The 22280-nt window shown below is 51.0% G+C and carries 13 protein-coding genes; 4 read left to right on the forward strand and 9 right to left on the reverse strand.

What is annotated here, in order from left to right; all coding sequences use genetic code 11:
- Nucleotides 1–3 precede the first annotated feature (3 nt).
- The 9 genes from trpB to ACEVG1_RS15645 all read right to left on the reverse strand — a co-directional run bounded on the left by trpB (nucleotide 4) and on the right by ACEVG1_RS15645 (nucleotide 12861).
- Nucleotides 4–1188, reverse strand: a complete 1185-nt coding sequence (trpB, locus tag ACEVG1_RS15605; protein WP_374744645.1) for a tryptophan synthase subunit beta — start codon at nucleotides 1186–1188, stop codon at nucleotides 4–6.
- On the reverse strand, nucleotides 1181–1807 hold the full coding sequence (locus ACEVG1_RS15610; RefSeq protein WP_374744646.1) for a phosphoribosylanthranilate isomerase: 627 nt from the start codon (nucleotides 1805–1807) through the stop codon (nucleotides 1181–1183). The genes trpB and ACEVG1_RS15610 overlap by 8 nt, the downstream gene beginning before the upstream one ends.
- An 89-nt stretch (nucleotides 1808–1896) precedes the next feature.
- Complete coding sequence (trpD, locus tag ACEVG1_RS15615; protein WP_374744647.1) at nucleotides 1897–2886, reverse strand: anthranilate phosphoribosyltransferase; 990 nt, start codon at nucleotides 2884–2886, stop codon at nucleotides 1897–1899.
- Nucleotides 2887–3319: 433 nt separating this feature from the next.
- The gene (locus ACEVG1_RS15620; RefSeq protein ID WP_017258669.1) at nucleotides 3320–3541 is read right to left on the reverse strand and encodes a DUF2795 domain-containing protein; all 222 of its coding nucleotides are present in this window, start codon (nucleotides 3539–3541) and stop codon (nucleotides 3320–3322) included.
- Nucleotides 3542–3764: 223 nt separating this feature from the next.
- A complete protein-coding gene (locus ACEVG1_RS15625; RefSeq protein WP_374744648.1) occupies nucleotides 3765–4523 on the reverse strand; it encodes an ABC transporter ATP-binding protein in 759 nt (252 codons plus the stop codon).
- A 45-nt stretch (nucleotides 4524–4568) separates the two neighbouring features.
- Nucleotides 4569–5228 carry a lysophospholipid acyltransferase family protein gene (locus tag ACEVG1_RS15630; protein WP_374744649.1) on the reverse strand — a complete coding sequence of 220 codons (660 nt, stop codon included), beginning with the start codon at nucleotides 5226–5228 and terminating at the stop codon, nucleotides 4569–4571.
- A 159-nt stretch (nucleotides 5229–5387) separates the two neighbouring features.
- Nucleotides 5388–6935 (reverse strand): arylsulfatase, encoded by a 1548-nt coding sequence (locus ACEVG1_RS15635; protein WP_374744650.1) that lies wholly within the window; start codon nucleotides 6933–6935, stop codon nucleotides 5388–5390.
- A gap of 63 nt (nucleotides 6936–6998) precedes the next feature.
- Nucleotides 6999–8645: a right-handed parallel beta-helix repeat-containing protein gene (locus tag ACEVG1_RS15640; RefSeq protein ID WP_374744651.1), complete on the reverse strand. Its 1647-nt coding sequence runs from the start codon at nucleotides 8643–8645 to the stop codon at nucleotides 6999–7001.
- 112 nt (nucleotides 8646–8757) lie between these two features.
- Nucleotides 8758–12861 (reverse strand): two-component regulator propeller domain-containing protein, encoded by a 4104-nt coding sequence (locus tag ACEVG1_RS15645; RefSeq protein WP_374744652.1) that lies wholly within the window; start codon nucleotides 12859–12861, stop codon nucleotides 8758–8760.
- Nucleotides 12862–13175: 314 nt separating this feature from the next.
- Between ACEVG1_RS15645 and ACEVG1_RS15650 the strand changes: the two genes are divergently transcribed.
- The 4 genes from ACEVG1_RS15650 to ACEVG1_RS15665 all read left to right on the forward strand — a co-directional run bounded on the left by ACEVG1_RS15650 (nucleotide 13176) and on the right by ACEVG1_RS15665 (nucleotide 22217).
- Nucleotides 13176–15209 carry a glycosyl hydrolase gene (locus ACEVG1_RS15650; RefSeq protein WP_374744653.1) on the forward strand — a complete coding sequence of 678 codons (2034 nt, stop codon included), beginning with the start codon at nucleotides 13176–13178 and terminating at the stop codon, nucleotides 15207–15209.
- Between the two features lie 26 nt (nucleotides 15210–15235).
- Nucleotides 15236–18157: a sulfatase-like hydrolase/transferase gene (locus ACEVG1_RS15655; RefSeq protein WP_374744654.1), complete on the forward strand. Its 2922-nt coding sequence runs from the start codon at nucleotides 15236–15238 to the stop codon at nucleotides 18155–18157.
- Nucleotides 18154–20637, forward strand: a complete 2484-nt coding sequence (gene galB, locus ACEVG1_RS15660; protein ID WP_374744655.1) for a beta-galactosidase GalB — start codon at nucleotides 18154–18156, stop codon at nucleotides 20635–20637. Before ACEVG1_RS15655 ends, galB begins: the two co-directional genes overlap by 4 nt.
- A gap of 92 nt (nucleotides 20638–20729) precedes the next feature.
- Complete coding sequence (locus ACEVG1_RS15665; RefSeq protein WP_374744656.1) at nucleotides 20730–22217, forward strand: sulfatase; 1488 nt, start codon at nucleotides 20730–20732, stop codon at nucleotides 22215–22217.
- Nucleotides 22218–22280: the final 63 nt, after the last annotated feature.

The following is a 22280-nucleotide window of genomic DNA, read 5'->3' on the forward strand; positions in this document are numbered from 1 at the left end:
TGTTTAAAATCCAAAGTACTTCATGTAGTTGTCTAAATCCTTGTCGCCACGACCCGATAGGCATACCACCACGTTCTCGTTGGCTGCGAACGTCATTTTCTCCAGCTGGGCTAGCGCATGGGCGCTTTCGATGGCGGGGATGATGCCTTCCAGTCGGGTAAGCAGCAAGCCGGCCTGCATGGCCTCGTCGTCCGTGGCATTGACATAGGTTGCCCGGCCCGTTTTGTACAGCCAGGCATGCTGCGGTCCGATACCGGGGTAGTCGAGCCCGGCCGAGATGGAATATGGCTCCACCACCTGGCCGTCATCGGTCTGCATCAGGATCGATCGACTGCCATGCAGTACGCCTTCGCGGCCGAGCACCGTAGTTGCAGCCGATTCGCCCGAGTCGACGCCTTTGCCAGCGGCTTCCACTGCCACGAGTTTCACCTGCGGGTCGTCTATGAAATGGTAAAACATGCCCGCGGCATTGCTGCCACCGCCTACGCACGCCAGGACGTAGTGCGGTGTTTCGCGACCTGTCTTTTCGAACAATTGCTTACGGGTTTCGGCAGAGATGATCGATTGGAAGCGGGCCACCATGTCCGGGTAGGGGTGGGGCCCCACCACCGAGCCGATGATATAGTGAGTATCCACGGGGTTGTTTATCCAGTCGCGCAGCGCCTCATTGGTGGCGTCTTTGAGCGTTTTGCTGCCCGACGTGGCCGCCACGACCTCGGCGCCCATCATTTTCATGCGTGCCACGTTGGGGGCCTGCCGCTCGATATCGATGGCACCCATGTATACCACGCATTGCAGACCCTTGAGCGCACATACCGTAGCGGTGGCCACGCCGTGTTGGCCCGCGCCCGTTTCGGCAATGATGCGTTTCTTGCCCAGCCGCTCCGCGAGCAGGATCTGGCCGATCGTGTTATTGATCTTATGGGCACCGGTATGGTTGAGGTCTTCCCGTTTCAGGAAGATGTTGGCGCCGTATCGGTCAGAAAGCCGCTCCGCAGGGTACAGGGGCGACGGCCGGCCGACGTAATCGCGCAGCAATTGGCCAAATTCCCGTTGGAAATCATCGCTTTGGATGATGCTCAGGTATTGCTGCTGCAGTTCCTCCACATTGGGGTATAGCATTTCGGGGATATAGGCGCCGCCGAAATCGCCGTAATAGCCATTGTCGTTTACTTGGTATTTACTCATCGTTGATGGTCTGTAACGTGTTTCTCAATAATGCAATGTCTTTGACGCCCGGTGCGGTCTCGAACCGTGAGTTCAGGTCCAACGCGTAGAGGCGGCTGTCGTCAAGCCGCAGTGCGTCTGCTATGTTTTCAGCACCGATGCCGCCACTCAGGAAAAAAGGCGTGTTGCCCGTATAGCCGGCAAGCAGCGTCCAGTCAAAACGTTTGCCGGTGCCGCCGTGTTGGGTGCTTTGTGTGTCGAAAAGGAAGTAATCCACGATCGTTTCATATCCCCTTACTATTGTCCAGTCGAATCGCTCATTGATGCCGAAGGCCTTGATGATTTCTACGCCGCAATCTGCCAGTGTTGCGCAGTATGCCGGAGCCTCAGCCCCATGCAACTGCACGGCTTGGAAACCGTATCGCTGGATGGCTGTTTTCACTTCATGGATGGCCGCATCTACAAAAATACCTGTTTTTTTGGTGCCATGCAACCCCATTACCCAATCGGCATCAAGCTGGTCGATAAAACGCCTGGAGCCGGGGTAAAAAATGAGGCCGATGTAATCCGGTTGCAAGGCGATAACCTCCCGGATGTTATCGGGTTGTTTTAAGCCACATATTTTTATTTTTGGATTCATTTGATCGTGCACGCAGAGTTCGCTAAGTTCTTCGCAAAGCACGCGAAGGGACTTTTTTAGACCCCACGTCTTTGCGCGAAATGAAAGAATTAACCATCTATTAATTTTTTAAAACTTTCTAGAGCCTTCTTGCCCAGCAATGATGCTTCGGCTTCGTAGTAGCAGTCGCCAAAACTCTTTTCCGGATGGATGGTCTGTATGGCAACGGCTGCGTTGGCAAGGACCACATTGTTTTGTTCCGACGTGCCTTCGCCATGGAGTACCGTCGCGAAAATACGGGCCGCCTCCTCCACGGTTTCCCCACCGTGGATACGATCTGCCGATATGGGTGTAAAGCCCAGCTGCTCGATGCTGTGGATATGTTCCCCTTCATTGCTGATGGTCTTGAAATCGCCTGTCAGGGACACTTCGTCGTACCCGTCCAGCGCGTGGAGGATGGTGTATCGCTTGTCCGTTTGTTGGTACAGGTAGCCATAGAGCCGCGCCAATTCCAGGCTGAATACCCCGACGGATTGGTAGTGGGGGTTGGTGGGGTTTACCAACGGGCCGATCATGTTGAAAAAGGTCTTTACACCCAGTTCGCGGCGGATGGGCGCTACCGTTTTCATGGCCGGATGGAAAAGCGGCGCATGGAGGAAGCAGATGTTTGCTTGCTCCAATTGGCGGCTGATGGTTTCCTTGTCATTGGTGAACCGGTAACCGAGGTATTCCATCACGTTTGACGACCCGCAGCCGGATGACACGCCATAATTGCCGTGTTTGGCTACGGGGTAGGCTGCTCCAGCCACTACGAAGGAGGCGAGGGTGGAAATGTTGAAGGTGTTTTTGCCATCACCCCCCGTACCGCAGAGGTCGATGAGTTTATAACCCGGAAACTCCAATTGGAGGCACAGGTCGTACATTGCATCGCGGAAACCTTCCAGCTCTTCCACGCGGATGCTCCGCATGCCATAGGCCGTCATGAATGCGGCGATTTGGGAGTTGTTGTATTTCCCCGAAGCGATGTTAGTCAATATCTCATATGCTTCACGCTGCGTGAAGGTTTTGTATTCGAAGAGGTGCGTTAATATTTTTTTCATCTAATTATTTTTCTTTATCGGCTGATGAGAGCTCGATGTAAACAATGATTGCCCTGTGTGTCAATATTATTTACATCTCGGTTTCATCTACGTATTTTTTCCTCAATGGCTGATGAGAGCTTAATGTAAATAATCACGCCACGCTGTGTCGATGCTATTTACCTCTCGGTTTCATCTCGTCAGTATCCAATAAAAAAGGCTTGCCGGTGATGGGCAAGCCGCTATACAGTTCAGTAACTATTACTTACATAGGAGGTTGCCACAGCGTTAAATGCTATGCCACCACCAAGTAATATGTCCACTTGTAACGTTCATTTCTGTTGTGCGACAAATATGGGTTTTTGTTTTGAAAGATGCAAGATGTCGCGTCGTATTTTTATGGGGTTTGTTTAACAAAACCGCCCCGCACGATGAGTGCGGGGCGGCTATTTTGTCAGTATTCATCTTCGTTGAAGAAGAAATCATCCTTGGTCGGATAGTCCGGCCAGATCTCTTCTATATTTTCATAGGGCTCACCGTCATCTTCCAGGGCTTGCAGATTCTCAATCACTTCCACAGGGGCGCCTGAACGGATACCATAGTCGATTAACTCGTCTTTCGTGGCCGGCCAAGGTGCATCTTCCAAATGTGAGGCTAACTCTAATGTCCAGTACATAACCTTTCAATTTAAGCTTTTCAATTTTGCGCAAAAATATAATATTTATAGAATGATTTTTAAATTTTTTATCAATAATTTATAACATTGGTGTAAGTTGTTGTTTTGTAGTTTATTAATGTTTTGGCTGGCTGTCATTTTTACAGAAAAATGGTATTTGGTAAGGAGCGTAACACCCATTTTCCGGCTCACAGAACGCGTCCTGCTACGTAGGTAGGAAAAGTTAGATGTTCTCGAAATCGGAGCCCTTTTCGCGTAGTGCAGCCAGCCTGGGCGATACGTTCCGGATGTCTTTGTTGGGATAGTCGTCTTCGATGAGTCCATCGCGCATGCGGACGATTCGGTGGGCATGCTGGGCGATATCCTCTTCGTGGGTTACGAGGATAATGGTGTTACCCTTGTCGTGTATCTCCTCCAGCAGCTCCATGATTTCGATGGAGGTCTTGGTATCCAGGTTGCCCGTCGGTTCGTCGGCCAATATGATGGAGGGGTTGTTAATCAATGCCCGTGCTACCGCCACCCGTTGGCGTTGGCCACCGGAAAGCTCATTGGGCTTGTGGTCCACGCGGTTACCCAGCCCCACGCTTTCCAGCGCGCTTTGTGCCATCTCGCTCCGTGTTTTCTTGTTGTAGCCTGCGTATATGAGTGGCAAGGCCACATTATCAAGCGAGGTGGAGCGGGGCAATAGGTTGAATGTCTGGAATACGAAACCGATTTCCTTGTTCCGTACATCGGCCAGCTCGTCGTCGGTCATGTCGCTTACATTGATGCCGTTCAGGATGTATTCACCACGTGTCGGGGTGTCCAAACAGCCCAGGATATTCATCAACGTCGACTTGCCCGAACCTGACGGGCCCATCAGTGCAACGAACTCCCCTTTATTAATCAGGAGGGTCACGGATTTCAAGGCATGGATGGTTTCCGAACCGATTACATATTTACGTCCGATATCCGTGATTTGAATGAGCGGCTGCTGCGACATATGATGTTCTTTTTTTTGTGGTAAGACGTGCTAATATAGGAAAAGTTACAGCCCCCCCGTTCGGTTCCAGTGTTTTTTTATGAGGGCGTGCACCTCATCCCGCAGTTGGTCGGCATGTTCCATACGGAGCTGGGTGGTAGCCATGGGGGTAAGCACATCCACCTGTACCGTGCCCGGCCGGCTACCGAACTGCTTCGCGTCGTCCCAAAAGATTTTCCAGGCATTATGAATCACCACGGGTACGATGGGTATCCTTGTTTCGATGGCTAACTTGAAGGGGCCATTCTTGAAATCGTATAGATGCGGTGGGAACTCTTCGCCGATATGCCCTTCGGGGAAGATGGCCATACTTCGGCCATTCCGCAGGTTGCCATCGGCCCGCTTGAACGCTTTGAAAGCCGATATGTTGCTCTTCCGGTTCAGGGGGATATCAATGGTTTTAAAAAACATTCCAGTGACGGGATTATTGAGCAATTCGATTTTCCCCATGAAGGAGAAATCGGAAGGGCAGAGCAAGACCATGGCCGTGATATCCAGGTTGGATGTGTGATTAGCGCAGATGATATAGGGCTTTGTCCAATCAATGGGGGTTTCGTAGCGGAATCGGTAAAAGACACCGACAAGTGTTGAGCTTAGAAAACCGATGATCCGTCGGCATCGGGCTATGCGATGGAAATTCCGTTCAGGATCCCTTGCTAAAAACACTAACAGCGGGTAAAAGAGTATAAAGAAAAATAAAACAGATGCCAAATACAGGCATCTGTGTGTTTTTCTCAATAATTGGATCATTATCCAAAGGTATGCAATTGTTGGACAAGTGCCAAGCAAAAGCGGCAACGATGAAATTGCCTACGCGAAACCCGGCTATTGCAACACCAAAGGTTTCACATGACGTCCCTGGTCAGTTCCACGGATTCGTTGGAATTCTGTTACTAATTTCTTCAACGTGTCTTGTTGTTGCTTGGCAACATTCCGTTGCTGTCCCGGATCACTTTTGATATCAAACAGCTGGTATTCAGTATTGTTACCGAGTTCAATGTTTACCTGTTTGTTGATGGCGGGGCCATCATAAGGGGGAATCATTACCCAGTTACCGTGGCGTAATGCTGTCCGCGCCGATGCTTCGAGGATCAGTGAGGTTCTGCCCGCATTGCTTCTGCCTAACAACACATCCATATAGTCCTCGCTGTCACCGGTGCTTACGGTTGATCCCGTCAATTTGCCGAATGAAGCCAACAGATCAACCTGGCAAACCAACGCATCGGAAACTTTCGGGCTGACGGTACCTTTCCAATAAACGATAAACGGAATACGGACACCTCCTTCATACAGACTGTATTTGCCGCCCCGGAAAGGACCGCTTGGTGTATGGTTCCCGAGTTTCTCCACCGCTTCATCTTGATAGCCATCGTTTACAACCGGTCCGTTATCACTGGTGAAAACGATGAGTGTATGTTCCAGCAGGTTTTCGTCGTCCAACAATTCCAGGAGTTGCCCCACGCACCAGTCTGCTTCCGCAATCGCGTCGCCACGGCTTCCCAGTCCGGTGGTGCCGGCAAAACGTGGGTGGGGCGTGCGGGGGACATGTGGCTGCTGCATGGCGTAATAGAGAAAGAACGGTTTTTCTTTGTGCTCGGTAATGTATGCCCTCGCTTTCGCTAAAAATGTGTCAGCCATCTCTTCATCTTTCCAATGGGCGGCCGTTCCGCCTTTCATAAACCCGATGCGGGGAATGCCATTTACGATGCTGTTGTTGTGCCCATGATGCCATTTCAATTTCAGCAATTCCGGATGGTCAAGTCCGGTCGGCTCCCCTTCAAAATTCGTTTCGTAACTCACAAAAATGGGATCCTTGGGGTCCAGGCCTACGGTGCTGCCATCCTCGATATATACCGTGGGCACCCGGTCCTGTGTGGCCGCCATAATGAATGAATAATCGAAGCCGACTTCATTGGGTCCGGGTGTGATCCGTTCATTCCAATTCGCATTCCCGGCTCCCAAACCTAAATGCCATTTGCCTACCACCCCGGTATGATAACCGGCTTCTTTCAGCATTTTCGGCAGGGTCAGTTGGGCCGTATCAATCAGCAAAGGGGCGGTACCCGGCAGGATGCGTGCGTTTTCATTGCGCCAGGGATATACGCCCGTCAATAGGGCAAACCGACTGGGCGTACAGGTGGCCGAAGTGGCATATCCGTTGGTAAACCGCACACCTCCCTCGGCCAGCCTATCGATGTTGGGCGTTTGCAGGGCCGTTGCGCCGTACGCTCCGATATCTCCGTAACCCAGGTCGTCCATGTTGATGACGATGATGTTCGGATGCGTCGCAGTTGCTTCCTGCTGCGCTCCGCCGTTGACCTGGCATCCGGTTGCAAATCCAATCAAAAAAAAGCCATATAAGATACGTTTCATGTCGGTTATATTATATTGTTAATCGGTTATATTATATTGTTAATAAGAATAATAAAGTGATCATCAATCGATTTCCAATGCGCCCAAACTTGGTATATTGTCAGTCATTTTTCCTTCAATATCTTCTGTACTACGCAATCCCTGCATCAAGCCGATGGCATCGCTTTGGAGATAGGGGACTTTGACTCCCTTGCCTTTGACCAGTTTCGTGTTACGTGGCAGGTAGTCTGCCGGCAGCAAACCGCCTTTGGAAGTGAAATCCGGATCGCCGAATAACGGCGACTGATCTTGTATCGGTAAATCTGACGGCCAATTCCCGGATTTCAGATAGAGGTTGTTGCGGAAAAAGACACGGTTCAAGCCTCCTTCAAGCGGCGTGTCCGGCTTGTTCTGATCGCCCAATACGGTGAGGGAGGGGCCTTCAATGCAAAAAATATTGTTGGCGATCAACACGCCATCTGACCTGCCGTCTATCGCAAATTTGGTTTCGATGTCTTGACCCACATAAATCGTGTTGTTGTAGAAATAGGTGTTTACGGGGCCTTTTCGCTCCGTATTATTCCCCTGGTATCCGCTGAGCCAAAACAGTTTACCCTCCTGAAATGCGCCATTTACTCCCTTTACGCGATGGCCATCGTTGACGCTGATGTTATAGCGGTAGGCGCAATTGTATGTATTACCCAATATTTCGCAAAATCCACCCGCATTGTGCGCACTGAAGTTATATTGGAGGACAACGTTATCGCAATTGTAGTCGATGTGCGCTCCTGCAGAATCTCCGGGACCGTTGGCATACATGAACCGGTTCTTTTCGATAAGCACATTAGAAGCACTCCATGTCCACAAGCCGCTGCCGCGTCCCCATTTCCGGCTGTCATCCGCGCTGCCGGAGTAGGTGATTTCGTTGGTAGCCACATGGACAAACTTGACGTTCGACATTTGGATACCTGGCCCTCCTGTGCGGGTGATGTGGTTCGCATACAGCCAAACCCGGCTGATGTTATGTCTTCCCCTTGCACCGGTTAATTTTATGCCGGTATGCTCGATGTTTTCAATACGGCATGCCTCAATGCGGATGTTTTCTATCTTCGATGTTTCGTTGGTGCTCATCAGCCGGATTCCCCAACCATACGGCTCGCTCCCGTTGGCTGTCGTCACCTCGCTGGAAGGGCGTTTATAGCCGGGATTTTCGTGGAAAATATCCTGAATTCGGATGTTGGCCAAGACGATGCCTTCCGTGCGGCCGTTGGCCGTGGCGGTTACTAATATGCCGCAGCGCATTTCCGATCCCGGTTTCTTTTGGATATATCCATTCGCCTGGATGCGTAAGGAGTCGATATGGACATATTGGCAATCGCGGACGAGCAGTGCCTGCGCGTGCCCCTTGGCATCAATAAGCGCCGGTTGATTGGTGTCATCCCCGGGCCAGGCCACGGACGTTATCGTAATCGGGCGGTTTGGATGTCCTTGAAGGCCCACCAGTGACAATGAACCGGTATGGCGCTGGCCAGCGGCCAGCAATAAGCGATCACCGGGCGATAAAACCAATTGGGATGCCCTTTCCAATGATCGGATAGCCTGGGCAGTGGATAATCCACTGTTGGCATCATTTCCTGCTACGGGATGTACGAAGTAATCGGTTGCACGGGCAAGGAAAGTCGCCGGTACCAAAAACAGCAGCGTCAAAAAAATACGGGTGTGAGTCATCATGCGTCAATGTTATGTTGGACGCCCAAAAGTAATGTGTACCCATATCCAAGAGGGGGAAGGACAGACCAACATGAGGGGCAGGTGGTTCAAAATCGTTATTCACCACAGGAAATTAAAGGTCAACCGTTGTTTTGTGCTGTTTAAGGTAGGCCGATGGGGTAAGTCCGAACTGCTGCTGGAAACTCCTGCGGAAATGTTTCAGGTCGTTAAAGCCGGTCTCGTAAGCGGCTTGCGTAATATTGAATTTTCCCGATTTCAGCAATACAGCACTCCGCTTCAAGCGGATCAGTTTGATGAATTCAGAACCGGATAAACCTGTAATGGTTTTTAATTTCCTGTAAAATGTGGATCGGCTCATATTCGCTATTTCCGCCAACACATCGGTGTTGAAATCCGGTGTAGCCAAGTGTTCCTCGGTATAGGAAACGATCCGCTTAATGAAATCTGATTCAAATGTACCGAGATCGGTCTGGTCCTGATCCAGGTTGATGTGGCGGGCGAACTGATCCCGCAACTGTTGCCGGAGTGCTATTAAATTCTTTACATAAGATTTGAGAACCTGGGGGTTGAATGGTTTTGTCAGGTATACATCCGCGCCTTTGCTGATACCTTCAACGTATGCCTCGTCATCCGGCCGGGCGGTAAGTAATATGATGGGGATATGGGACGTTCGTTGATCATCCCTTAATTGTTGGCATAGGCTGAACCCGTCCCGCGATGGCATCATGATATCGCTGATAACCAGGTCGGGAATGGTACTGAACGCCATTTCCAGACCATGCTGGCCGTCAGTAGCCTGAATGACGTTATAAAACGCACCAATAATGGAAGCCATATAATCCCTGATTTCGGAATTGTCTTCCACGATTAAGACCAGGGGAAGGTCTTTTGTCAGCGTGTCGGCTTTTCGGCCGTTTTTTTTGCTATTTGTGTTGCTTGCAGCAGTGGCATCAACCGGATTATCTGCCGAAAACAAGATGTCCGCCCCTGCAGCGGGCAGGCTTATGTTGAACGTGCTGCCTGCACCCGGCAAGCTATCGACGGTTATTCGGCCCCCGTGCATGCCCACCAACTCGCGGACAAACGCCAGTCCAATGCCCGTACCTGCCGTTTTATTGGGATGTCCTTTTTCGGCTTGATAAAAGCGCTCGAATATCCTTTGGTGATCTTCCTCCCGGATACCGCTGCCGCTATCCGCCACACCGATCTCGCAAGAGGCATCATCTGTCGTTGCATTTGCCAGGCTTGCTGACAAGGTGATACGGCCACCGTCAGGCGTAAACTTAAACGCGTTGGAAAGCAGGTTGTACAGTACAATTTCGATTTTTTCCTTATCGAATGAAAAGTATAGCTGCGTGGGGCAGTCCACTGAAAAACGGATATTCCTGCGTTCGGCTTCATCGGCAAATGAGTCAGCGACATACTTAGCGATTGACGTCAGGTCATGCGTGTTGACGTGGAGCGCAAGGCTACTGGCTTCCGCTTTCTGGAAGGCCAGCAATTGGTTCACGAGATGCAGCAGGCGCCTGGTATGGTTCAGCACGCGGCTTAGCGTGCCCCTCGTCCCGCCATCCAATTGGGATGCCGCTGACAGTTCGGACAGCGGCCCCATCATGAGTGTCAATGGTGTGCGGAATTCATGCGACACGTTAGTAAATAGCTTTGACCGTACCTGCGCAACTTCATGCTCCCGTTGGTAATTTAAGTTTGCGATTTCAAGTTTGTTGCGCAGTTTGATCCTGCTGATACCGATATGGCGGGACAACCAAAGAAACGCAATCAGCAACGCTACATAAATGCTATAAGCCCACCAAGTCTTCCAGGGTGGAGGTAAGATCCGGATCGCTATGGACGTGCCTTCTTCGTTCCATACCTTGTCGCTGTTTGAAGCCATCACCGTGAACCGGTAATTGCCCGGCGGTAAATTGGTGTAGGTGACCTGCCGTTGGTCACCGGCATATACCCAATCTTGGTCAAATCCCGATAACTTATAAGCATACTGATTTTTATCCGGTGCATGGTAGTCCAACGCTGCAAACATAAGGGCTACAATGTTTTGTTTATAAGATAACGTAATGGTACGGGTGGCGAAGGGGGCATTGGATAACACTACGCGGCCAGCGATGGTATCGCCCACAGTGACATCTTCATTGTTCACGGCAAGGCCTGTAATGTATACTTGGGGAACTCGTTTGTTCATTGTAATGCTATCCGGGAAGAAAGACGTAATGCCCTTGATGCTGCCGAAGTATAGTTCTCCCCGGCTGGAAATGAAGGAGCTGTTTTCGGAAAAGACATTGCTGATTAGACCATCCCTGGTATCGAAATGCTGGAATTCGCCTTTTTTTGTATCGTATTTGACGATGCCGTTATTTGTACTCATCCAGATGTTGCCGTGCCTGTCCGGCCGTATGGCATGAACGTAATCATTCGGGAATCCATTTTGGGCAAAGTGATTCTCAAAGGTGTATTTGCCGGATTCATCTTCAATTAATTTATTGAAACCGTGTTGCGTGCCGATCCAAATACCCCCGCTTTGGTCTTCTGTGATGCACAGGACGGTATTGTTAGTCAGGCAGGCAGGCAGGTTGTTTTGCTGGCGGTAAACGATGAATCGGTCGCGGTCGTGGTCATAAAGGTGTAAGCCGTTGTAGGTGCCCATCCATAATCGTCCCTTCGAGTCAGACAGCATACAGCTTATGCGCTCGTTCTGTAGTGCGCCGTCTTTTCCGGGCTGGGCAGAATACCGCCTGAAGCGGGGTCTGCCACTATCGGTGAAGCCGATCACTTTGTTGAGCCCCGACTCCTGTGTACCCACCCAGACGGTGCCCCGCCGGTCGCGGGTTATTGAATTTATTTTCGGTCCGCTCAGGCTTTCCGGATCTCCCCTGTCGGATGTTACCGTGCGTTGGTTTCCCCCATAACGTTTGCCTTTGATAATGACGATTCCCCGATTGGTATACATCCATAAGTCCCCGCCATATTCGAAAAAACCCCGCACCGAATTGACACCCGCAGGAGTGGGTATTTTCCTCAAGCCGCCCTGGCTGGTGAATAAATACGCCCCGCTTGCCCTCGTGCCGACCCAAAGTCCTTCCTCGTTCATGAATATGGATTGTACGTAGGTATCTATGGTGGAGAAATCGGTGTGGAACGCAAATTCGATATTATTGAACCGCTTTCTGCCGGGATCAATTTTATAAATGCCACCGCCATCTGTGCCGATCCAAAGAATGCCAGACCTGTCCTGCATAATGGATAATACGATGCAACGCTGGGATGCCCCATCATCCTCGGAATCGAGACGATAGCGTTGCAGGGTTTGCCCTTCGATGTTGAGGCGGTGGAGTCCGCCACCCCAGGTTCCGATCCAAACGTTGCGTGCCGCATCGATGAACACCCGGTAGGCGTTATTATTGCTTAATGAATATTCATTTCCGGGTTCATGCCGGTATTGCCTTACAATGCGGCCCGTTGCTGGGTCGAGCACCAGTACACCCATTTTCCATGTCCCTAAATAAAGTAACCCCGACACCGGATCCCGCGCGATGGAGGTGACCTGTGCGGAGCTTCCTAAATCCCAGACAACTTGTTTGAATTTCCCATTGGAGAACTCGTAGGAAAAAAGCCCCAGGTCTGTACCCACCCAAAGGCCATCACCATACGACAACAAAGACAATACGTTGCGTTTTCTTGTTACCGGGCTATAGGTATCTGTGGCGGGTTCATAACGGAATAACCCGCTGGATGCGCCGATATAGAGATAGCCATCGGTTTCATGCAGGGCCTGTATATTTTGGATGTTGATCTGCAGGCTATCCGGCGGTATTTGGTGGTATATGGTATTGTGTGATAAGTCGTAGCGGTTTAACCCCGTCGTTTTGGTGCCGACCCAAAGATTGCCGTTTTCGCCCTCATGGATTACCTCAACGTATTGGCTGGTAAAATTGTTGCCCGATTTGGGATGATTCCGGATGAGTTTGAACGCATAACCATCGTACCGGTTGAGCCCGCCGCGCGTGCCCAGCCATAAAAAACCATATCGGTCTTGGCACAGTGAGGTAACTTCATTATTCACCAACCCTTGCTCGATAGCGAGCGATGAAACCAGTTCGCTTTGGGCATAAACAAACCCCCATATGCCCATCGAAGCCAGCAACAGCTTGACAATACGAGCAATCGATAGGGCGATGGTATACCACGATCTAAGATTCATAATTTGGTCGTTTTGATGGGCTAATTTATCATATATAAATCAGAAAGATGAATAATCCTACGATGATTGCGTAAATAACCCATTCTGTAATCGTTATCCGTTTCATGCCCAAAGGTAAGTCGTCTTCAACGAACCCTTGGGGGTCTGGCGCTCACAAATGGGGAGGCTCGTTTCAGTTTTTGCCCTTAACCGCCGTTGTAGGATGACCAAACGATTGACCTATTCCACCCGCATTTTGAAAGAATCTGCCCTATGCTCGTTGTCTGGGTGCCGTAATTTTGATCCGTACCAATTTGTAAACTAAATTCAATAAAATGAAACAATACAGGCTACATGGAAGGACTGGCAGGACAATCTGTCTGTTTCTTTGCTTGTTCGGTGCTGGCAGTTCATGCCAACGGTATCCGATGCAGCATGCGGACATGCAATCCACCGAAACCCTTCCTTTAACGGTTTTTCAGTACAACGATTATACAGGTGACGAAGCCGGAATTCCGTCACGTACAGTTTTTCGCGGAGACACGATTCCGGACGGAATGAACGACAATTTTTCCTCTTTCCATCTCCTGCAGGGATTCATGGCTACATTTGCAGAGCACGAAGATGGTACCGGATTCGGTTTTTCGTATGTCGCACGAAGCAGTGATGTAACGGTAAACCTTCCGGCCCAATTGGCCAACAAGGTTTCATTCATCCGGGTGCTGCCTGTGCAAAATGTGCTGAAAAAAGGAGTGGGTAACACAAACAATACGCTGATAGATAGCCTGAATGTCTCCTGGTTTTACGATTGGGGGCCGTTAGATCATTCCACACCTACGCGGGAATATGTACCCATGGCTTGGGGCAGGGGTGCTGCCAACAATCCGAGTAGGGTAGATGCTTATATTGAAAAAGATACCGTAACCCACCTGCTCTCGTTCAACGAACCTGATAATGCCAGTCAATCCAATATCCCCTATACAGAGGCCGTGTCGCTGCATAAATTGCTTTTACGTACCGGATATCGGATGGGATCGCCGGCTCCCGAGGAAGGGAATGCAGACAAATGGCTGCTTAATTTCATGAACAAAGCCGATCAGGATACCGTGAGGGTGGATTTTATGGCCCTGCATTGGTACGATTGGGGGAATTGGAGTAGTACTCATAATGCATCGCCCAATCCGGCGAATGTGTTCAATCGGTTTAAAAATTACCTCACACGGATCTACAATCTCTATAAAAAGCCAATATGGATTACAGAGTTTAATGCAAATCGGAATACGACCCCGGAGACGCATGCACGCTTCATGGAATTGGCACTGCCCTGGCTGGACGCGCAGCCTTTTATCGAGCGTTATGCGTATTTCTTTCCGCCCACCGTGCCTGCAATGGAAAACGACACACTCACGGAAGTCGGTAGGATTTACCGCGATCACGTTTCCACCCCTTCCATTACCGGTAATATCATTTACGGTGACGGGTCCGGAGGCGAGGAAATTCCCGAGAACATGAGCATTATCCCGTTGACCAATGAACTGATATTGCCGCAATACGCTTACGCCGGCCAACAAACAACTGCAAGGCTCCATTATGTGTGTAGGTTACGACTGACCGGGCTGGCTCCGAATGCGACCTATAGGTATTTCACAGGCCTTTCGGATCAGGCATACCGAACGACACAGACGCCGGGATGGTTGTTGGCTATCCAAAATAGCACTTCCCCGGCCGGTTATATTGTTGGCATGTCGTCTTCCAATAAATCCGTTGGAGGCTCCCGTCTGGACAACAATGAAAATTATACCGGTACCGGCTCTAAATTTTCGACCTTCACCACCAATGCGTCCGGGAACTATACAGGGTGGTTTGCTGTAGTGCCGACCAATCAGGAACAGCATCAAGCAGGGAAGAATGTTTACTTTTTTGTGCAGGTAAACAATGGATCAGGGGGCACCAGCCTCAACCACACCTTCAGGACCCAATCAACGATATCCATGTTGGATTACAGCACCATTACCGAGGATATTGGTGGTGCCTCTGCGGTGAAAGGTATTTCTGCGGTGGGTGATGAGAAAATCGTTGTACTCTATTCAGATACTGCGATGAACGATAGGCCCTTGTATGCCTCGTTTACGGAAGATGACGGCATACCACAGCCGTATACCAACTGGTATGGCACCGTAAATGCAAGCGAGGGCCAGTGGGGAGCTATTATTCCGAATTACCTGACATCCGGCATACGCGCTATCCGATATGTATCCATCAACGGCAGTCAACTGGCCCTCTTTACAAGTAGCAACGGAGAATGGGGGACAACCGAAACGGTGCACCCCGATAATGGATCGACACCGATAACGATAGAAACTCCTTAAAACCATCGCTATCCTAATTCTTTATCATGAAATTTAAAATCGTTAAGCTACTCCTTCTGGTATTCATTTTAATCCCCCTGTGTGATTACGCGCAAGATAAACGGCCCCGGCAACCGAATATCCTGTTTATTTTAGCCGATGACCTGGGATACCATGACCTCAGCTGTACGGGCAGTAGTTATTATGAAACGCCAAACATCGACCGTATTGCGCGGGAAGGGGCTGTTTTTACCGAGGGTTATTCCGCGTGTCAGGTCTGCAGTCCTTCAAGGGCGAGTATTATGACGGGGAAATTCCCCGCCCGACACGGTATCACAGACTATATCGGTGCGCCATACGGGACGGATTGGCGTAAACAGGGGCGGCACAACCAGTTGCTTCCAGCCGCCTATGATACGGCACTCCGCCATGCATACACTACGCTGCCGGAAGCCATGAAAGCCGCGGGTTACAAGACATTCTTTGCCGGGAAATGGCACCTGGGCGGCCGGGGATCGTGGCCGGAGGACCACGGCTTTGATATCAACCGGGGTGGCTGGGAAAAGGGTGGTCCCAGCGGGGGCTATTTCTCGCCCTGGGAAAACCCCAACCTGGAAAATACAGTGCCCGGCGAAAACCTATCCATGCGGCTGGCCGCAGAGACTGTCAAGTTCCTGAAAGAAAATAACCCGCAGGAAACCGGGCAACCGGTGTTTGCGTTCCTGTCATTCTATGCCGTGCATGGCCCGATACAGACCACCCGGAAAAAATGGGAAAAGTACCGGGACAAAGCTGATCGGAGTGGTATTGCAGAACAGGGCTTCAAAATGGAGCATTTTCTTCCCATGCGGCAGGTTCAGGATAACCCGATATATGCAGGCTTGGTGGAAACAATGGATGATGCCGTCGGTGTGGTACTGCGTGCGCTCGATGAACAGGGATTGGCGGAGAATACCATTGTGGTCTTTACTTCGGACAATGGCGGTGTCTCGGCAGGTGATGCCTATTCAACCTCCAACCTACCCCTGCGCGGCGGTAAAGGATATCAGTTTGAGGGAGGAGTCCGGGTACCCTACTTCATGAAGGTTCCCGGCCTGACGAAGGGCGGCGAAGTCTATCATACACCGGTTATCGGTACGGATTTTTATCCAACACTGCTGGATTTGGCCGGTGCCGGGTTGAAGCCACAGGAACACGAGGACGGGGTGAGTCTATTGCCGTTGCTTGAAGGCAATACGCTTTCCGGGCGACCCCTGATCTGGCATTACCCACATTATGGGAACCAAGGGGGAGAACCCTCTTCCATCATCCGCCAGGGGCCCTGGAAACTTATCCACTACTATGAGGATGGACGGGATGAATTGTATAAGCTGGATGCCGATCCGCGTGAGCTAACGGATGTGGCGAAGCATCATCGGCGGAAAGTAATGGAACTGTGCGCCACATTGGATGGATACCTGAAGCAGACCGGCGCCCGTTACCCGCAGCCCGATCCCGAGTACGACGCGGATAAGGAACGGCAATATTTGCAGCGGGTAATCACGGAAAAACTTCCCCAACTGGAAAGACAGCGTATGGAGTTCCTGTCACCTGAATTTGATCCCGGAAACAACTGGTGGGGCAGCGAGGTCACGGCAATGAATCCGAATGTCGTGATTATCCTGGCAGACGACCTCGGATACGGAGATGTGGGCTTCAATGGCTGTGAGGACATTCCCACGCCCAACATCGATCGCATTGCGCGGAATGGCGTGAAATTTACCGATGCATATGTCACCTATGCCGTATGCGGCCCGAGCCGCGCCGGATTGATTACCGGTAGGTATCAGGACCGCTTTGGTTTTGGAAGGAATCCGCTTTTGGCTCCCAACGATCCCGATATGGGACTCCCGCTGTCTGAACAGACACTGGCAGACCTGTTAAAACCCGCCGGCTATCGTACGATGGCGATTGGAAAATGGCATTTGGGGTCGCATGCTTCTTTACATCCCAATAATCGGGGGTTTGATGATTTTTTTGGCTTCCTCAGCGGTGGGCATCATTATTTCCCCGAACAATGGACATTGAACAGTGAGTTTGATGCCCGGTCCCAATACGATGGGTATCGGACGAAACTTTTACGGAATTCAGATGCCGTGGATGAATCCGAATACCTGACGGATGCATTGTCGAGAGAAGCTGTGCGCTTTGTCAAAGACAACGCCAGTGCGCCCTTTTTCCTGTACCTGGCCTACAATGCGCCGCACACACCGCTTCAGGCCACGTCCAAATACCTCGATAGGTTTACACACATTGCGGATGAAAAGCGGCGGACTTATGCAGCGATGGTAAGCGCGATGGACGACGGGATCGGGCAGGTACTCGATGAGCTGGACGCGTTGGGCATAACTGACCATACCATGGTTGTCTTTCTGTCGGACAACGGCGGTCCGGAAGCCGCGAATGCTTCGGACAACGGGCCACTGCGGGGAGGGAAAGGCAGCTTTTTTGACGGGGGATTGCGGGTGCCTTTTGCCATACAATGGCCGGATCACATCAGGCGTGGAACGGTTTGTCATTCTCCAGTCATCTCGCTGGATATCGCGGCGACGGTCGTTGCAACGATCGATCAGACGCATCCGCCGAAAAACGAATTGGATGGTATCAATTTATTGCCCGTACTGAACAATGCGGATACCGCTTCACGAAGCCGTCTGTTTTTCTGGCGCAATTTCGATAAAAAAATGCTTGCATTGAGAAGTACAGATTTCAAGTTGGTCATGCAGGATGGCCACACCCCGTCGCTGTTCCGGATCGGGGATGATGTGGCTGAAAAAAATAACCTATTCACCGGCCACGCGTCCACGGTCGACGGTTTGCATAAGCAATGGCAAAAATGGGCGTCGGAGCTGAAGGACCCTGCTTTTTTGGGGCTGCTGCAGGATAAAGAATACAGTGAACAGCGAAAAGACCGGTTTGGCCAACCATGAATAGGGCGAAGATGGGGAGCAAACGGATGCTATTGCTCGGTTTGGTGATGTTGTTGACGGGTCCGGCCCCGTTGTCTGCGCAGGATACCACGGCGAGGGTTGTGAAGACATTACGTACGGACTGGCTTTTTATGAAAGGGGAGGTGCCCGATGGTGCGCGCCTGGATTATGACGATAGTCACTGGGACCGGGTCGATGTACCCCATGATTGGGCGATTGCCGGGCCGTTTGATGAAGATCATGATAAACAGGAAGTCACGGTTATTGAAGACGGCGAACGGGTGCCCAGCATACGGACCGGCCGTACAGGAGGGCTTCCCTATATGGGAGTAGGCTGGTACCGCAAGCAGTTGTCTTTTTCCGGGACGGCGAGCGATAAACGGGTGTTCATTGAATTTGATGGAGCGATGAGCAACGCCAAGGTCTACCTGAATGGACAATGGGTCGGCGGGCGTCCTTACGGTTACTCATCTTTTGGGTTTGAGCTGACACCTTACATAAGGTGGGGCAGTACCAACGTGCTGGCGGTGAGGCTTGAGAACGAGCCGGAATCAGCCCGGTGGTACCCGGGCGCCGGACTGTACCGGGCCGTCAGGCTACTCGTGCTCAACCGCACCCATATCCCGCAATGGGGGGTGTGGGTGACCACACCGGAAATAACTCATCAGGAAGCGTTGGTTAATATCCGGACGGAAATCGCCACTAAGCCGCCCGTTCCCTCTGATATCCGGTTGGAAACCGATATCATCGACCCCTCGGGAAAGGTCGTCGCTTCGTTGAAAAAGGATCTTTCGCCCGTTACCGGTAATACCGTGTCACAGCAACTGCGGCTAAAAGATCCCCGGTTCTGGTCTGCGGATAGCCCAAGGCTATATAAAGCGGTTTCCCGTATCAAGGCGGGAGGAAGGACCCTCGATGTGATGGAAACCGTATTTGGTATCCGGACCATCCGGTTTACGGCAGACAGCGGGATGCTGGTCAATGGCCGTTGGGAAAAACTGAAGGGTGTCTGTCTGCACCATGATCTCGGAGCGCTGGGGGCCGCCTTCAATAAGTCGGCACTGAGACACCGCCTCACGTTGCTCAAGCAAATGGGATGCAACGCCATCCGGGGGGCGCATAATCCCCATGATCCCGCGATGCTTGAATTGTGCGATGAAATGGGTTTTTATTTCATTGATGAAGCATTTGATGAATGGAAGCTTCCGAAGACAGCAAACGGATACAGTAAGTGGTTTGACGAATGGGCCGAACGTGACTTAACGGATATGATCCGGCGCGACCGTAATCATCCCGCTTTAATTATGTATAGTATCGGCAATGAGGTGCGCGAGCAGCAACAGCCCGAAGGCTATCGTGTCGCCCGCTTTCTCACCGCGATCTGTCATCGCGAAGATCCGTATCGGCCGGTCACCGCAGGCTTCAACCAGTGGAAGCCCGCCATCGACAACGGGTTGGCCGGTGAAGTGGACATACCCGGATTCAACTATAAGCCTGCTTTCTACGGTCGTATCCGGCAGCTCCAGCCCACCTGGCCCATCTATGGCAGCGAGACGGCTTCCACCGTCAGTTCCCGGGGAAGCTATCATTTCCCCGCTCAGCGTTTATCAATGAAAGCCTGGGAAGATAACCAGTCTTCCGCTTATGATTTGGAACATTGCAATTGGTCGCAATTGCCGGATGAGGAATGGAAGGCCTTGGAAGACCATCCCTTTGTGGCGGGAGAGTTTGTATGGACCGGCGTGGATTACCTCGGCGAACCTACCCCCTATAACAGCCGTTGGCCAAGCAGGAGCTCCTATTTCGGCATCCTGGATTTGGCGGGCATCCCGAAAGATCGCTATTTTCTCTACAAAAGCCGATGGAGCGATCGTCCCACCCTACACGTGCTCCCACACTGGACATGGCCTGAAAAGGAGGGCGAGCACGTCCCGGTTTATGTCTACACCAACTATCCCGAAGCCGAATTGTTTATTAATGGCAAAAGCCAGGGGAGGCAACGGTTCAATCCCCAAGAAATGCTCGATCGCTACCGCTTGCGGTGGGAAGATGTGGTCTACCAACCCGGTGAACTGAAAGTAATTGCCTATGATGTGCAGGGAGAAATCGCGGATTCGGTCGTGACGGAAACGGCGGGGGCACCCTTCCGTTTGGTGCTCACAGCTGATAGGGACACCCTGACTGCGGATGGCGAAGACTTGATCTATGTCACCGTTGAAGTGCAGGACCGGCAGGGAAACCTGTGTCCCCATGCGGATCATCCCGTTAATTTTTTCGTTGAGGGAAGTGGTTTTCTCCGGGCGGTGGATAATGGGAACCCCGCCAGCACCGAGCCCTTCCAGGCGCAATACCGCAACGCATTCAACGGGAAATGCGTAGCCATCGTTCAAAGCAACGGAAAAACGGGTGAAGTTTTTATCCGTGCAGCAAGCCAGGGACTTGTATCTGGAGAACTTAGGGCGGACTGCACGGCTAACTGATTATAGTGACATGCTAAATAGACTACTTCTTTTCTTTTGTTTGATAACGTTCGCATTTTCTTACACGAAACAGAACGTAAAATCCCCCTATTATGAATACTAAAGCGATGAGGCAGCGAACGATCTGTATACTGCTGCCGTTGATACCACTGGTTTTCCTGAATAGTAATAAAAGCGTGTCGGAACCCATCGGCCCGCAAAGCAGACCCAATATTATTTACGTATTTGCCGATCAGTGGCGCGCCCAGGCAACCGGCTATGCCGGTGACCCAAACGTGCAGACACCGAATATCGATGCATTAGCTGCTAAAAGCGTTAATTTCGCTAACGCGGTATCCGTGATGCCCATCTGTACGCCCTATCGGGCAGCATTGCTGACCGGTCGCTACCCGGCAAATACGGGGATGTTTTTGAACGACCTATACCTGCCCGCAGCTGAATTAACCATGGCTGAGATTTACAAGGAGGCCGGATATGAGACAGCTTATATTGGCAAATGGCACCTCGATGGCCATGGCAGATCGAGTTATATCCCCAAGGAAAGAAGGCAGGGATTTGATTTCTGGATGGGGAACGAATGTTCACATGAATATTACCAATCGATTTATTATGCAGGTGAAGATACCACAGCCCGGTACTGGGATGATTATGATGTTTTTGCGCAGACCAAAGCTGCTGAAGCGTATATCAACGGTCGGTCAGCGTCGGATAATCCGTTTATCTTGGTTTTGTCATACGGACCTCCCCATACTCCCCGTCATGAGGTTCCTGAAAGGTATAAAGCAATGTATCCTGTGGAGTCCATTAAACTGAGTCCCAACGTGCCGGAAAGGATGGCAAAAAGGGTAAGGGAAGAAGCGGCTGGGTATTATGCTAACTGTACAGCGATCGATTCCTGTATTGGTGCGCTGCAACGGACAATAAAGGCGGCTGGTATCCATGAAAATACGATTTTTGTTTTTACATCCGATCACGGTGAAATGCTGGGGTCACATGGGGCCGGTTCAGGTACCAAGCAGCGTCCCTGGGAGGAGTCAATTAGGGTGCCTTTTCTGCTTTCCTATCCTGCCCGGTTAGGCGTCGAAGGAAAAGAGATCAACGTGCCCATCAACACACCGGATATCCTGCCAACTCTTCTTGGCTTGGCTGGGGTAGACAAACCCCAGGTGCTGGAGGGAGACGACCTGTCGGACCTGATAACCGGGGAACAGGTGATGGACGACCGCGCGGCCCTGATCATGAATATGGCGCCTTTCGCGGACTATAAAGACGGCCACGAATACAGGGGAATACGGACAGCCCGCTATACTTACGTGCGGAATCTGGAAGGGCCGTGGATGCTGTACGATAATCAGCAAGACCCTTACCAGTTGAATAATCTGGTAAATACCCCCGGGAAAAAGGGGCTTCAGGAGCGTTTGGACAGGGAATTGAACAAGCTGCTTCGCGCCACGGGAGATGAGCTATTACCGCGTGCTCATTACATCGAAAAGTGGGGCTATACGGTCAGTCCAAGAAATGGAGCTATTCCTTATGAGGGAGAATCACATCGTGTGCAGTCACCCACAGGGATAGAATAAAAGAACGATTTACAATACACGATATAACATCTAACATAAGTGTTATATCAATTTATAGTTTTG

This window comes from Parapedobacter sp. 2B3 (assembly GCF_041925275.1).
Lineage (GTDB): Bacteria > Bacteroidota > Bacteroidia > Sphingobacteriales > Sphingobacteriaceae > Parapedobacter > Parapedobacter pyrenivorans_A.